Raw genomic sequence first — 13,605 nt, forward strand, 5'->3', positions numbered from 1 at the left:
GATTCCCGGCTGAACAGGAGAATAACATGAAGACGCTGAAGCTTGTTGCACTGACCATGATGGTAGTTGCGGCGGCCCCGTCCGTCGCGCAGGACCGGGATCGCGATGATTATCGCGGTCGGGACTATGGGCCTCACATCACTGTCTTCGTCGACGACGATTTCCGCGGCAGGAGCATGGAAATCACTGGCCCGATCAGCCGCCTCGGCCCAACGGGCATGGAAGATCGCATTTCCTCCATCAGTGTCGAGAGCGGCAGGTGGCAGGTCTGTGTCGACGATTATTATCGCGGGCGCTGCGAAGTCATCGACCGGTCGATCGGGCGTCTTACCCGCCTGGGGCTGGACGACAAGATTTCCTCGATCCGTCCGCTTCCGCGCCGACGCTGGCGCTGAGTCGACGCGACTGCCGGGACAGCCGCCGGGCCTGACCCGGCGGCCGTTTCCGATTCTCCGAAAGGCTGCATCCGAGCACGCTTGGCGCGCCGGGCCGCGCGCGCTATCTCAATCCGATGCAGCCCTATCTCGACCTCATGCGGCGCGTGCTCGATACCGGCGCGCAACAGATGGACCGGACCGGCACCGGCACGCTCTCGGTGTTCGGCCATCAGATGCGCTTCGATCTGGCGGACGGCTTCCCCGTCGTCACCACCAAGAAGCTGCACCTGCGCTCGATCATCGTCGAACTGCTGTGGTTCCTGCGCGGCGACACCAACGTCCAGTGGCTGCGCGACCGCAAGGTCAGCATCTGGGATGAATGGGCCGATGAGGCCGGCGAACTCGGCCCCGTCTACGGCAAGCAATGGCGCGACTGGGAAACCACGGACGGCCGCCATATCGACCAGATCGCCGAGCTGATCGAACAGATCAGGACCAGCCCGGCCTCCCGCCGCCAGATCGTCAGTGCCTGGAACCCGGGCGATCTCCACGCCATGGCGCTGGCACCCTGCCACTGCCTGTTTCAGACCCATGTCGCGAACGGCCGGCTGTCGCTTCAGCTCTATCAGCGCTCCGCCGACATCTTCCTGGGCGTGCCGTTCAACATCGCGAGCTACGCGCTGCTGACCCATATGCTGGCGCAGCAATGCGGACTTGAACCGGGCGAGTTCATCTGGACCGGCGGCGATTGCCATCTCTATTCGAACCATCTCGACCAGGCGCGCGAACAGCTGTCCCGCACGCCAGGCCCGCTGCCGCGGCTTGAGATCCTGCGCAAGCCAGCCGGGATCGACCAATATGAGTATGAGGATTTCCGCCTCGTCGGTTATGAGGCGCAGGCGCACATCAAGGCGCCGGTGGCAGTCTAGGGTTTAATCCACCTCGCTTGAAGCGTCACCCCGGACTTGTTCCGGGGTCTACCGCGCCGCGTACCAACGGGCTTCGGCTCCAGCGGAACGGTGGATGCCGGAACAAGTCCGGCATGACGGACTTGATCGTTGCCCGGTCTCTGTTGCCAGCCAGATATCCGCCCGGCGTTCGTCGATCATATCGACCGCGATACGATAGCCCTCGCCATCCCGATAGACGCCATTCCCGAGGACCGATTCAGCGTCCGTTCAGTCGCACGACTACATACGTAGTCGCACAGGGACCAAGGGAGAGGGACATGCGGGAAATTCAGTTCACGATCGTGACGGCGACGCTGGCCGCCGCGTTGCTGCAGCTGCTGGTGCAGTCACCCCAGGCGGAGCCCAAAATGAAGATGACTCATCTCTGCCCTCCGATCGCGATTCCATCGTGAACTGCGCTGCACAAGGCGATGGCACCACGGCGCCGCGCATCGCATAAGCGGCGAATGTCGATTTCGCCCCGCATCACCTTCCACCTTGCCCGCGCCGACAATGGCGTGATCGGGCGCGACGGCGGGCTGCCGTGGCGCCTGCCTGCCGATCTGAAGCGCTTCAAGGCCCAGACCATGGGCAAGCCGATGGTCATGGGCCGCAAGACCTTCGAAAGCTTCCCCGCGCCCTTGCCCGGCCGCCGCCACATCGTCCTCACTCGCGATCCCGACTGGTCGGCGCCGGGGGCTGAGGTGGCGGGGAATATCGACTCGGCGATCGCCATCGCCGGGTCGCCGGAGATCGCGGTGATCGGCGGCGCGCAGATCTTCGCCCTGTTCCTGTCGCGCGCCGAGCGCGTCGAACTGACCGAAGTCCATGCCGCACCCGAGGGCGACGCGGTCGTCCCCGCCTTCACCGGCTGGCGCGAGATCATGCGCGAGGATCACCCCGCTGAAGGCGACAGGCCAGCCTATAGTTTCGTGACGCTCGCTCGCCCCTGAATCCCTGCGCCTGAATTCGCCCGACAAGCTCAGGACGGGCTTGTTCCGGAGGCTACCGTCCCGCATAGGTCCGGCAATCGGACGACGCGGCACCGTGAATGCCGGGACAAGTCCGGCATGACGGAGGGCCTGACAAATGCGCAAATGGCTGTGGGGCATCCTTGCCCTGGTTCTTGTCGCCGCGATCGCGTTCTTCGCCCTCGCGCCGGTGATGATCGAGCGTTCGATGAACAAGGTTCGGCCAGTCGCGCTGAAGATCTCACCCCATGCCCGGGAACTCCATGCGACATTGCAGGTGGCGGACATGCATGCCGACACCCTGCTGTGGAAACGCAGCCTGCTCGACCGGGTCGATCGCAGCCAGGTCGACCTGCCCCGGCTGATCCAGGGCAATTACGCGCTTCAGGTCTTCTCCTCGGTCACCAAGACGCCGAAGGGCCAGAATTACGACGCCAACACCGGCGACACCGACAATATCACTCAATTGGTCATCGCCGATCTCCAGCCGACGCGCACCTGGAACTCGCTGCTCCAGCGCTCGCTGTGGCACGCGACCAAGCTCGATCGCTATGCCGCCGCCTCGAACGGCCAGCTTCGGGTCATCCATACTCAGGCCGACCTCGACAAGCTGCTGGCCGATCGCGCCGCCGGCAACAAGGTCGTGGGCGGCATGCTGTCGATCGAGGGGTTGCAGGATATCGAGGGCAAGCTCGACAATCTCGACCGGCTCCACGCCGCCGGCTTCCGTATGGCCGGCCTCGCGCATTTCTTCGACAATGACGTGGCCGGGTCGATGCACGGCGTGGCCAAGGGCGGCCTCTCCCCGCTCGGCATCCAGGTCGTGCGGCGGATGGAGAAGATCGGCATGATCGTCGACGTCGCGCATTCGAGCCACGCCACCACGGCGCAGGTGATCGCGATGGCGAAGCGCCCGATCGTCGCCAGCCACACCGGCGTGCAGGCAACCTGCAAGGTCAACCGCAACCTGACCGACGACGAGATTCGCGGCATCGCGCGGACCGGCGGGGTGATCGGCATCGGCTATTGGGACGGGGCGATCTGCTCGACCGATCCCCGCGCCGCCGCGGCCGCGATCGCGCATGTCCGCGATCTCGTCGGCATCGATCATGTCGGCCTCGGTTCCGACTTCGACGGCGCGGTGACCACCGGCTTCGACGCAAGCCAGGTCGTCGCGGTGACTCAGGCCCTCATCGACCGCGGATTTTCGGATTCGGATATCGCCAAGGTGATGGGCGGCAACGTGCTCCGCCTGCTCCGCGCGGGGATAGCGCCCCAGTAATTCCTCCCCGTGCCGGGGAGGATTGTGTCCCGCTCGCTCGCCCCCTATGCGCAATCCCATGGAGCGGCTTGACGGTGGTTCGACGGTACCTCCCGAACTTCGGGGCGGAATCGTCGCGCTGGGGAATTTCGACGGGTTCCACATGGGGCATCAGGCAGTGGTCGGCCGGGCGGTCGAGCGCGCCCGTGCTGAAGGCCGCCCGGTGCTGGTCGCCACCTTCGATCCCCATCCCGTGCGCCATTTCAAGCCCGACGCCCCGCCCTTTCGCCTGACCACGCTCGACCAGCGCGAGCGCCTGTTCGACGCAGCGGGCGCCGACGCCATGATCGTTTTCGGCTTCGACGCGGTGCTTGCCGGCCTGACCGCGATGGAATTCGTCGCTGACCGTCTGCTCGACAAGATCGGTGCTGGCGGCGTGGTGACGGGCGAGGATTTCACCTTCGGCAAGGCACGTGGCGGCAATGTCGACGTGCTGGCCGATCTCGGCGCGAAGAACGGCTTTTCGGTCGACACGGTAAAGCCGGTCGCGCTCGACGGCGAGGAAGTCTCCTCAAGCCGGATCCGCGACCTGCTGATTGGCGGCGATCCGCGCGGCGCGGCGCGGCTGCTCACCCGGCCGTTCGCGATCGAAGGCGTGGTCCAGCATGGCGACAAGCGCGGCCGCGAGATCGGCTATCCGACCGCCAATATCGACATGGGCAATTATCTGCGCCCGGCTTACGGCATCTACGCAGTGCGCGGGCGGTTGCCCGACGGGCGGGTGCTTGACGGTGCGGCCAATCTCGGCGTCCGCCCCAGCTTCGATCCGCCCAAGGAACTGCTCGAGCCCTATTTCTTCGACTTCTCCGGCGACCTGTACAATCAGACGATCGAAATCTCGCTGGTCGACTTCCTTCGCCCGGAAGCGAAGTTCGACTCGCTCGACGCCCTGATCGCCCAGATGGAGAAGGATTGCGCGCGGGCGAAGGAATTGCTGGCGGGTTAGGTTTCCTGCGTCAGTTCGACCTGGAACGTGGTCGGCCTGCCTTATTTCAGCACACACCTTTCATGCTTCCCTAGCCTTCGCTGGGGAAGCCCATGGATAACATGGCAGTCTGGATTTTCCGCATAGGCGCAGATGATGCACAAATGGGCATCACGCGGGGCTCACGCGCCCGCTTTACCATGAGCCATGCGGACGCAAAATGGGGGTCGGCATCGCTGCCGACCCCCTGTCGCCGGACTTCGACCCGCTTGGCACCTCCGGGGAGACACCTGCGCCTTCTGGTTTCGGCGGCATGCTCCACCCGCGCCGCGAACGGCCCTAGGCTTCGCATTTCGGTCACCGGGGCCGGGCGCGATACCCTTTCGGGCCTCAACACCGCAGTCTCCGGCGGCCAGCTCGACAGTCAGGCCGAAACCCGACAATCGCGCCTTGGCCACTATCTCCGGATCACCTTCCACCCGTTGCCGGGCAGCGCGTCTCCGGTCTTCACGGCCAACGCCCTTTCCATGTCGCGGGGACGGGAGAGAGCGCCTGGAACACCCTTCCCTGCCTGTCCGCCAGGCCTTCGCTTTCGCGACGGCGGGCCTTCCTGCACGGTCCGGCATTCCCCTGGAACACGAACGGTTTCCTTGCGGCACCTGTTCGAAATTCCAGCATAAGCTTCTGATATTTCTGCGATTTCTCGCTTCCGCATCGTCCGCTTACAGTCATGATGCTGTCATTGAATCCGAGTCGTGCAAAGGGCCAAACGACACCGCGAAGCTGTGGATAACGTGGATATCGTGGAGAAGATTCCCCGGCCTGCGCTGCATGAACGCCCCGTTGTTTCCCGTTCATGCAACTTCAGGCACAAAGGAAGCGTTACGCCCCTGATAATGATTCAAGGCACGGGAGTAGAATATGCGAAAGATGATGATGGCGGCTGTCGCCGCTTCACTGGTGATTCCGGCGACCATGGCGGTTCCGATCACCGGCGCCGAGGCACGCAGGGATTACAAATATAAGGAATGGCGTGGCCGCGACGGCCGCACCTATTGCCGCAAGTCGGACGGAACGACCGGCCTGCTCGTCGGTGCCGTGGGCGGCGCGCTGCTTGGCCGCACGATCGACACTCATGGCGACCGCACTGTCGGGACGCTCGGCGGCGCGGTCCTGGGCGGCCTCGCCGGGCGCGAGATCGACCGTGGCGGCAGCAAGCGCCGCTGCCGCTGAGCTGACGCTTTCAGCTAAAAAATCGGCGAAGGGCGCGGCGCGATCCGCGCCCTTCGTGTATCCGGGTCTTCCAATCGCAGGAGACCCACAATGACGACTCGCAGCGGATCGGCCCGGTATGAAGGTTTCGGCAAGGACGGCGTCGGCCATGTGTCGACCCAGTCAGGGGCGCTTGCGGACAATCCCTATGGTTTCAACAGCCGGTTCGAGGAAGGGCCGGGCACCAACCCCGAGGAACTGATCGCCGCCGCGCATGCGAGCTGCTTCACCATGGCGCTCAGCTTCGCCCTGGCCCGCGCCGGATTCTCGGCGGGCACGCTGGAGACGAACGCGAAAGTCACGCTCGAAAAACAGGATGCCGGCTTCACCATCACCCGTTCCGACCTTGACCTGACCGCGACGATCGACGGGATCGACGCCGACCAGTTCGCCGAGATCGCCGCTGACGCCAAGGCGAATTGTCCGGTATCCAAGGTGCTCAACGCTGAAATCACGCTGACGCACCGCCTCAACGCCTGATTGTCCGCTATCGAGGGTGCGTGAACGGGAGGTAGTTTCCCGTTCACGCAACTTCACGGGGCCGTGCGGGTTCTTGATCTACCGCAAGGATCAAGGAGAAGAGTCATGCGCAAGATATTGCTGGCGGCGATCATCGCCGCCGTCGCCGTTCCCGCCGTGCCGGTACTGGCTCAGTCGTCCCCGGGCGAGTCAGCCCGCGACTATCGTCGCGACGGGAATCGCGATTATCGCCGCGACGACCGCCGGGACAATCGCCAGGACAATCGCGACTGGCGCCGCTATCGCACCTATGACTACAACCGGTTCGAGCCGGGCCAGCGCAGCTATTATGCCGACCGTTATTATCGTGACGGCCGCTATTACCAGCCGCGCCGGCTGGGCCGTAACGACCGCATCTATCGCGGCGGCGACAATCGCTATTATTGCCGGCGCAGCGACGGCACGACCGGCCTGATCATCGGCGGTCTTGGTGGCGCGGTCGTCGGCAACTCGATCGCTGGCGGCGGGTCGCGCACGCTCGGCACGCTGCTCGGCGGCGCGGCCGGTGCCCTGCTCGGCCAGTCGATCGATCGCGGTCAGGTCGTCTGCCGCTAACCGGCGGTTCCGGAACGACGAAGGGCCCGGCGAGCGATCGCCGGGCCCTTTCATAGGTGCGCAAAACGCGTGAAGATCAGATGATGCCGCCGCCCATGAACAGGCGGATCGCACAGATGATGATCAGCACCAGGTTCAGGTTGCGCCCCATGTTGCTCGACGACAGCGCCCCGAGCGCCAGGCCGACAATGCCCATCGGGATCGTCAGCCAGTTCAGCCAGCCCAGGAACGGGATGAAGCCGATCAGGGTGAGCAGCAGCACCAGCAGGCCGACAAGGATGGAGAGGATGTTGAGCATGACGCGAACATGGCGGGGCCGGCGCGGCAACGCAAGCACGGTGAACGGGCGCTGATCGCCCGGTCCGGTATCACCAACGCTTCCTTAACCGGAAATGCGCCATGATCAGTGGGTTGGATCAGGAGTTCTCGTTCGAATGATGCGCAGTCGGTTTCGGGGCCTGGCCCTTGTCGTCCTGCCCGTGGCGCTCAGCGCCTGCGGGCCGCGCGATGGCGACCGCAATCTCGATTCGCTCGACAACGAACTGGTCGATGCGGGCAATGCGAGCCGCGACCCTGCCCTGACGAGCGCGCTGCAGGACCAGATCATGGTCGATCCACAGCTCGCGCAACAGGCGAATAACGACGCGGTGCGCCCGCCTGCCCAGCCCTATTCCGGCGCTGTCCCGCCCGACGGCGTTGCCATTCCCCCGTCCGGGGCGGTCGCCGCCACCGGCGCCTCGACCAGCGAGACGCTCAGGAAAGCCCCGGCGCCGCAAGGCAGCTGCCCCCAGTGTCGCGCGGCTCGCGACTCGCTCACCCTCGGCGCGCTCGCCGCGCGGCAGAAGGACAAGCGTACCAGCGGCTGCGCCGGCGCCATGCGCTATTCGGCACGCTGGGCGCAGCGCCTGCCCGCCGACCTGCCGCTCTATCCCGATGCGCGCGTCACCGAAGCCGCGGGCACGGAGGCAAGCGGCTGCGCCCTCCGCGCCGTCAGCTTCGCCAGCTCGGCCTCGCTTCAGACGGTGCTCGACTGGTATTACACCCGCGTCACCAGCGCCGGCTATTCAGCCGAGCATCAGGCCGATGGCGGCGAGCATGTCCTGGGCGGCACCCGCGACCGCGACAATGGCGCCTTCGCCCTGTTCCTGACGAGCCGCAAGGACGGCGGCACCGACGTCGACCTGGTCGCGAACAACGGGAACTGATCCGAGAATTCCCTCTCCCCTTGCGGGAGCAGAAGCAGCGAAGACGGGCATGGACCGCCCAAGGTTCTCATTTCGTCCAATCCGCGCTAACGCTCCCCGATGTTCCAACTTCTCCTTGTCATGCTGGGCGGTGCCTTCGGCTCCGGCGCACGCTATCTTACCGGCCGTGCGACGCTTGCCGCGTTCGGCCCGGCCTTTCCTTACGGCACGCTCGCCGTGAACCTTATCGGCGGCTTCGCCATGGGCCTGCTGGTCGGCACGCTGGCGCGCATGTCTGTCCCCGGCGAGAATTGGCGCCTGCTGCTCGGCGTCGGTATCCTCGGCGGATACACCACGTTCTCGGCCTTCTCGCTCGACATGGTGACCATGATCCAGCGTGGCGATCTCGGCTTGGCGACGCTGTACGCGCTGGTCTCGGTGGCGGGCTCGATCGTCGCCCTGTTCGCCGGCCTCTCGCTGGTGCGGGTGGCGGCATGAGCGACAAGAGAAACGAAAGCGACGTCCGCCAGTTCAACGTCGGCGCCGACGATGACGGCATCAGGCTCGATCGCTGGTTCAAGCGGCATCTGCCCGACACCAGCTTCACCACCGTCGCCAAATGGGCGCGGACCGGTCAGCTCCGCGTCGACGGCGCGCGCGCGACGCCGGGCGACCGGATCGTCGCCGGCCAGTCAATCCGTGTCCCACCGGCCGAGCCGGTCCATGCCGATGCGCCCAAGAAGCGCGAGCGCCCGCCGCTGAGCGAGGAGCAGACCGACTTCATCCGCGATCTCGTCATCCACCGCGACAAGCAGGCGATCGTACTCAACAAGCCGCCCGGCCTCGCGACCCAGGGCGGCACCAAGACGACCGAGCATGTCGACGGCCTGCTCGACGGCATCCAGTTCGATGGCGAGAGCCGGCCCAAGCTGGTCCACCGGCTCGACAAGGATACGTCGGGCGCCCTGCTGATCGCGCGGACCACCCGCGCGGCGGCGTTCTTCGGCAAGAGCTTCTCCTCGCGCAGCGCGAAGAAGGTCTATTGGGCGCTGATCGTCGGCGTGCCGTCGATCGAGGACGGCACGATCGACCTGCCGATCGCCAAGCAGCCCGGCAGCGGCGGCGAGAAGATGCATGTCGACGAGAAGGAAGGGCAGCCGGCCCGTTCGCGCTACCGCGTGATCGAGCGCGCCGGCAACAGCACGGCGTGGGTCGAGCTGATCCCCTATACCGGCCGCACTCACCAGTTGCGCGTGCACATGGCGGCGATCGGCCACCCGATCGTCGGCGACGGCAAATATGGCGGCCAGGCAGCGTTCCTGACCGGCGGAATCAGCCGCAAGATGCACCTCCATTCGCGGCGGATCAGCGTCGACCATCCCGATGGCGGCAAGATCGACGTTCAGGCCGAACTGCCCCAGCATTTCGCCGAGAGCTTGAAGCAGCTCGGCTTCGACGAGATGCTCGGCAACAACATGCCCCTCGACACTCCGCCCCCGCCAAGCAAGGCAGTGAAGAAGCAGCAGGCGAAGGCCCATGCCAAGACCGTGCGCAAGGCGCGGCGCGGCGAACGGCGGAGCCGCGGCAGCGCGAGCTGAATTTCCTCTCCCGGCGGGAGAGGGAAGAAACAGCGCTGCGATTGATTCCTTCGCCCGCAACGCTACGGCCAAAGCCATGCACCCGAACAAGGCCTTCCGCTTCGACAGCGACGCCGCGATGCTCGACTGGGCGGTCGAGCGCGGGTTCGCGCATATCCTCGCCGTGACCGTGGACGGTCCGATGGTCGCCCATGCGCCGATCGCTCCGGCCGGCGACAAGCCTGGCAATGGGGCGGTCCGGTTCCACATCGCGCGCGCCAACCGAATCGCGCCGCTGCTCGATGGCGCCCGCGTGGTGCTCAGCATCGCCGGGCCGGACGGCTACATCACCCCCAATTGGTACACGGACCCTACCAGGCAGGTCCCGACCTGGAACTATGTCGCGGTGGAGATCGAGGGGACTGCCCGCGTTCTCGATGAGGACGGCCTGATCGAGCAGCTCGACACGCTCGCCGCGATCCACGAGCCCCGCGTGATCCCCGAAAACCCGTGGACCCGCGCCAAGATGGACGATGCCCGCTTCCATGCGATGCTGCGCGCGATCACCGGTTTCGAGGTGATGATCGAGGCGGTGCGCGGCACCAACAAGCTCGGCCAGAACAAGTCCGGGGCCGACCGCAACGGCGCTATCGACGGCCTCGCCCATACCGGCAATATCGCGCTCGCAGATTTGATGAGGAACGCATGACCAACCGCCTTGCCCTGTTCGATTGCGACGGTACCCTTGTCGACAGCCAGGCGAATATCTGCCGCTCGATGGAGGAGGCGTTCGTGCTTGGCGGCCTTGAAGCCCCGCGCCGCGACGCGATCCGGCGGATCATCGGGCTCAGCGTGGTCGAGGCGATCGCCGCGCTCAGCCCGGAGCTTGACGACGCCCGGCACCGCGCGCTCGCCGAGGAGTATAAGGCATCCTTCTTCCGGCTTCGCGCATCCGGCGCGATGGACGAGGAGCCGTTGTTCGAGGGCATGATCGATACGCTCGACGTGCTGGCGAAGGCCGGCTGGCTGTTCGGTGTCGCCACTGGCAAGTCCGATCGCGGCCTCGCCCGGATCCTGGCGCATCACGGGATCGCCGATCGCTTCGTCACGCTGCAGACCGCCGATCGCCACCCGTCAAAGCCGCATCCGTCGATGATCGAACTGGCCATGGCCGAAGCCGGCGCCTCGCCCGAAACGACGGTGATGATCGGCGACACCAGCTATGACATGCTGATGGCGCGCGCGGCGGGCACCCGGGCGCTGGGCGTCGCCTGGGGCTATCATCCGCCGGAAGAACTGTTTGCCGCCGGTGCGCATGTCGTCGCCACGACGGTGGCGAGCCTGCCCGAGCATATGGAGACGGCATGACCGACCCGGATACCACCGCCCGCAACCGCTGGCTGACGCTGACGCTCACCCGGCTCGGCGGATCGGCCGGCGCGGTCTTCGGCGTCGTGCTGCTCGGTCGCGCGCAGACGCTGGGGCCCAAGATCCTGGGTGTCGCGATCGTGCTGTCGGCGCTGGCGATGATCGCGATCGTGCCGCGCTCGCTTGCCCGGCGCTGGCGGACGCCACCGGAATCGTGAAGGACGTCAGCCAGTGAAGCGCTTCTGGAAAACCGTCGAGGTCGACGACGGTCGCGGCATCCTGCTCGACGGCAAGCCCGTCCGCACGCCCGGCAAGCAGCCGCTGACCCTCCTCACCCCTGCCCTTGCCGAGGCCGTCGCCGACGAATGGCGCGCGGTGGCTGAAGGCGGCGAGATCGATCCGCGCGCGATGCCGCTGACCGGCCTCGCCAACGCCGCGATCGAACGGATCGAGCCCGCCGCCTTCGCGACCGGCCTGTCCGCGTTCGGCGAGAGCGACCTGCTCTGTTATCGCGCGGAGAGTCCTGACGATCTGGTCGCTCGGCAGGCGGCGCTCTGGGATCCGATCCTCGATTGGGCACGGACACGCTACGACGTGCATTTCGAGATCGCCCCGGGCGTGATGCACAGGCCCCAGCCGCCAGCGACGATCGCCCGGCTGGCCGAAGCGGTGGCGGCGCGCAATGCGTGGGAACTGGCGGGCCTGTCCCCCATCGTCACCGTCGGCGGCTCGCTGATCGCCGCACTGGCGCTGGCCGAGGGCGCGGCGACAGCGGACGAGGTCTGGCGTGCGGTCGAACTCGACGAGGACTGGCAGGCCGAGCAATGGGGCCGGGACGAGCTGTCCCTTGGCGCGCTTGAATCGCGGCGACGCGATTTCGACGCGGGGGTGCGGTTTCTGTCCCTCCTGTAGGTCGAAGCCCGCGACAGCATGGACAAGACGGGAAAAAGTCCGTTAGCTCGTGGCGCGCGGTCTTCATTTGCCGATCGGCGCCATAGGTTTGGGGGCCTGATGGGGGACGGGATTTCGCGCAAACGGCATTACCCTGGCGAGCGCTTCCGCGGCCCAACCCGCCACAAGGGCTCCATCGTCGCCGCGATCATCGCAATGTGCCTCGGCCTGGCGACAGCGACGGTCGCAGCTCCCTCGGACGCACGGGAGACAGTGGACGACACCCCGATGACCTTCGTCCTCGCCGACAGCCCCGCCGATCGACAGCGCCAGGACCTGCTGGAGGGCGGCGACCGGACGATCTACGCGGCCGGCGACATCACCAGCGGAACGACCAAGCAATTCCTCGCTTTCGTGAAAGCCCGCAACATCACCCAGGCCAGGGTCTATTTCGATTCCCCGGGCGGGTTGAGCCTCGAAGGCATGGAGCTCGGCCGGGCGATCCGCGCGTTGCACTTCAACACCGCTGTCGGCGCCCGGCGCAAGCCGGGCGCCGAGCCTTCCATCTGCGCCAGCGCGTGCGCCTATGCCTATGCCGGTGGTGAGTCTCGCTTCCTCGACGAGGACGGCGGCAGCCTGGGCCTGCATCAATTCCACCTCGACAAGAAGAAGGCGCCGACCAGCGACGTTCAGGCGATGTCCGCCCTGATGCTTTCCTACCTGACCGAAATGGGCGTCGATTCGGAGGCATTCACGCTGGCATCGATGACGGCACCCGATGATCTGCTCATTCTCTCGTCGGAGGACGCTGAACGGCTTGGCTTCGCCAATAATGGCGCGCTCCCCACGACGGCCGGGATCGAGCTGCCGCAGATGACGCCGCTGCTGATGATCACGCAGGTTCATTACGACAGGAAGGTCAGGCTTGGCTTCGCCTGCTCGGTAAGCCGCCTGCATATGGAAGCCGAGATCGAAAGCGCCCGCGATGGCGAGCCGCATGTGAAGGGCCTGACCAGGGCCTATTTCGAATTCGACGATCAGCCGGCGTTGATCGGCCGGGGCCCGGGCGCCGCAAGCTTCGCCGAGGGAGCGGTGCATCTTTCGAGGGTACTCGACGAGGAGAACCAGATGCGGCTGGTCAAGACCCGCAAGGTAAAGGTCTGGCTGGAGAATGGCGCCCCCGACCGCTGGGGCGGATCGATCGATCTGCGCCAGGTCGGGCCGCAGATCGCGGGGTTCTTCGAACAATGCTCCTCGGGTCGGCGGATCGTGCCCTCATTGCCCGCGACCAGCAAGACGCAGAAGCTGGCGATCATGGATATGCGCCGCGACAAGGATAATCCCGCCCTGGCTCTTCTCGACTTTGGCTCCATGCGGCGCACGGGGAAGAGCGCGGCTTCCGTCAGCTATGCCGTCGGCATAAAGGACAAGGAGCCCTATTACATGGTGTCTTCGAACAGCTTCGATTGCGCCGGGCTGCGTGTGAAGGCGCTTCGCTATCTGAGCAGCCGGGACGGCGCCGCGCTCGATTCGCGGGAGACCGACTGGCAGCCCGCGCTACCTGATACGCCCAATGGCCTGATGCTTCAGCTCGCCTGCGGGACGGCGGCGCTCCCGGCCGACCGAATTCGCCTCAGCGACGCGTTCACCGTGATGCGCGAATTCCTGGACAAGAAGATCTATGCGCAACCTTGA

At 66.0% G+C, this 13,605-nt stretch carries 18 protein-coding genes; 17 read left to right on the top strand and 1 reads right to left on the bottom strand.

Annotated features, from left to right (window positions below; translation table 11 throughout):
• The first annotated feature begins 26 nt into the window (after positions 1-26).
• The 9 genes from P0Y59_13160 to P0Y59_13200 all read left to right on the top strand — a co-directional run bounded on the left by P0Y59_13160 (position 27) and on the right by P0Y59_13200 (position 6,890).
• Positions 27-395, top strand: a complete 369-nt coding sequence (locus P0Y59_13160) for a beta/gamma crystallin-related protein (GenBank protein ID WEJ97914.1) — start codon at positions 27-29, stop codon at positions 393-395.
• Positions 396-511: 116 nt separating this feature from the next.
• Positions 512-1,306: a thymidylate synthase gene (locus tag P0Y59_13165; protein ID WEJ97915.1), complete on the top strand. Its 795-nt coding sequence runs from the start codon at positions 512-514 to the stop codon at positions 1,304-1,306.
• Between the two features lie 299 nt (positions 1,307-1,605).
• Positions 1,606-1,740, top strand: coding sequence for a hypothetical protein (locus P0Y59_13170; protein ID WEJ97916.1), 135 nt, complete (start codon positions 1,606-1,608; stop codon positions 1,738-1,740).
• 54 nt (positions 1,741-1,794) lie between these two features.
• The gene (locus tag P0Y59_13175) at positions 1,795-2,280 is read left to right on the top strand and encodes a dihydrofolate reductase (GenBank protein ID WEJ97917.1); all 486 of its coding nucleotides are present in this window, start codon (positions 1,795-1,797) and stop codon (positions 2,278-2,280) included.
• A 136-nt stretch (positions 2,281-2,416) separates the two neighbouring features.
• Complete coding sequence (locus P0Y59_13180) at positions 2,417-3,580, top strand: dipeptidase (GenBank protein WEJ97918.1); 1,164 nt, start codon at positions 2,417-2,419, stop codon at positions 3,578-3,580.
• A gap of 58 nt (positions 3,581-3,638) precedes the next feature.
• Positions 3,639-4,565, top strand: a complete 927-nt coding sequence (locus P0Y59_13185; GenBank protein ID WEJ97919.1) for a bifunctional riboflavin kinase/FAD synthetase — start codon at positions 3,639-3,641, stop codon at positions 4,563-4,565.
• Between the two features lie 900 nt (positions 4,566-5,465).
• Positions 5,466-5,777 carry a glycine zipper 2TM domain-containing protein gene (locus P0Y59_13190; GenBank protein WEJ97920.1) on the top strand — a complete coding sequence of 104 codons (312 nt, stop codon included), beginning with the start codon at positions 5,466-5,468 and terminating at the stop codon, positions 5,775-5,777.
• Positions 5,778-5,867: 90 nt separating this feature from the next.
• Positions 5,868-6,296: an OsmC family protein gene (locus tag P0Y59_13195; GenBank protein ID WEJ97921.1), complete on the top strand. Its 429-nt coding sequence runs from the start codon at positions 5,868-5,870 to the stop codon at positions 6,294-6,296.
• Between the two features lie 105 nt (positions 6,297-6,401).
• Entirely contained in the window at positions 6,402-6,890 is a 489-nt protein-coding gene (locus P0Y59_13200) for a glycine zipper 2TM domain-containing protein (protein ID WEJ97922.1), read from the top strand.
• A 76-nt stretch (positions 6,891-6,966) separates the two neighbouring features.
• On the opposite strand, the gene P0Y59_13205 is transcribed toward P0Y59_13200, so the two are convergent.
• Positions 6,967-7,188 (bottom strand): hypothetical protein, encoded by a 222-nt coding sequence (locus tag P0Y59_13205; protein ID WEJ97923.1) that lies wholly within the window; start codon positions 7,186-7,188, stop codon positions 6,967-6,969.
• A 139-nt stretch (positions 7,189-7,327) separates the two neighbouring features.
• Between P0Y59_13205 and P0Y59_13210 the strand changes: the two genes are divergently transcribed.
• The 8 genes from P0Y59_13210 to P0Y59_13245 all read left to right on the top strand — a co-directional run bounded on the left by P0Y59_13210 (position 7,328) and on the right by P0Y59_13245 (position 13,605).
• Positions 7,328-8,095 carry a hypothetical protein gene (locus tag P0Y59_13210; protein ID WEJ97924.1) on the top strand — a complete coding sequence of 256 codons (768 nt, stop codon included), beginning with the start codon at positions 7,328-7,330 and terminating at the stop codon, positions 8,093-8,095.
• Positions 8,096-8,194: 99 nt separating this feature from the next.
• Positions 8,195-8,572 carry a fluoride efflux transporter CrcB gene (gene crcB, locus P0Y59_13215; protein WEJ97925.1) on the top strand — a complete coding sequence of 126 codons (378 nt, stop codon included), beginning with the start codon at positions 8,195-8,197 and terminating at the stop codon, positions 8,570-8,572.
• Positions 8,569-9,672 (top strand): RluA family pseudouridine synthase, encoded by a 1,104-nt coding sequence (locus tag P0Y59_13220; protein ID WEJ97926.1) that lies wholly within the window; start codon positions 8,569-8,571, stop codon positions 9,670-9,672. The genes crcB and P0Y59_13220 overlap by 4 nt, the downstream gene beginning before the upstream one ends.
• 76 nt (positions 9,673-9,748) lie before the next feature.
• Entirely contained in the window at positions 9,749-10,360 is a 612-nt protein-coding gene (locus P0Y59_13225; GenBank protein WEJ97927.1) for an FMN-binding negative transcriptional regulator, read from the top strand.
• Positions 10,357-11,019: an HAD-IA family hydrolase gene (locus P0Y59_13230; GenBank protein WEJ97928.1), complete on the top strand. Its 663-nt coding sequence runs from the start codon at positions 10,357-10,359 to the stop codon at positions 11,017-11,019. Before P0Y59_13225 ends, P0Y59_13230 begins: the two co-directional genes overlap by 4 nt.
• Positions 11,016-11,237, top strand: coding sequence for a hypothetical protein (locus tag P0Y59_13235; protein WEJ97929.1), 222 nt, complete (start codon positions 11,016-11,018; stop codon positions 11,235-11,237). The genes P0Y59_13230 and P0Y59_13235 overlap by 4 nt, the downstream gene beginning before the upstream one ends.
• A gap of 13 nt (positions 11,238-11,250) precedes the next feature.
• Complete coding sequence (locus P0Y59_13240) at positions 11,251-11,931, top strand: ATPase (protein ID WEJ97930.1); 681 nt, start codon at positions 11,251-11,253, stop codon at positions 11,929-11,931.
• Positions 11,932-12,030: 99 nt separating this feature from the next.
• On the top strand, positions 12,031-13,605 hold the full coding sequence (locus P0Y59_13245; GenBank protein ID WEJ97931.1) for a hypothetical protein: 1,575 nt from the start codon (positions 12,031-12,033) through the stop codon (positions 13,603-13,605).

Source organism: Candidatus Sphingomonas phytovorans (assembly GCA_029202385.1).
Classification (GTDB): domain Bacteria; phylum Pseudomonadota; class Alphaproteobacteria; order Sphingomonadales; family Sphingomonadaceae; genus Sphingomonas; species Sphingomonas phytovorans.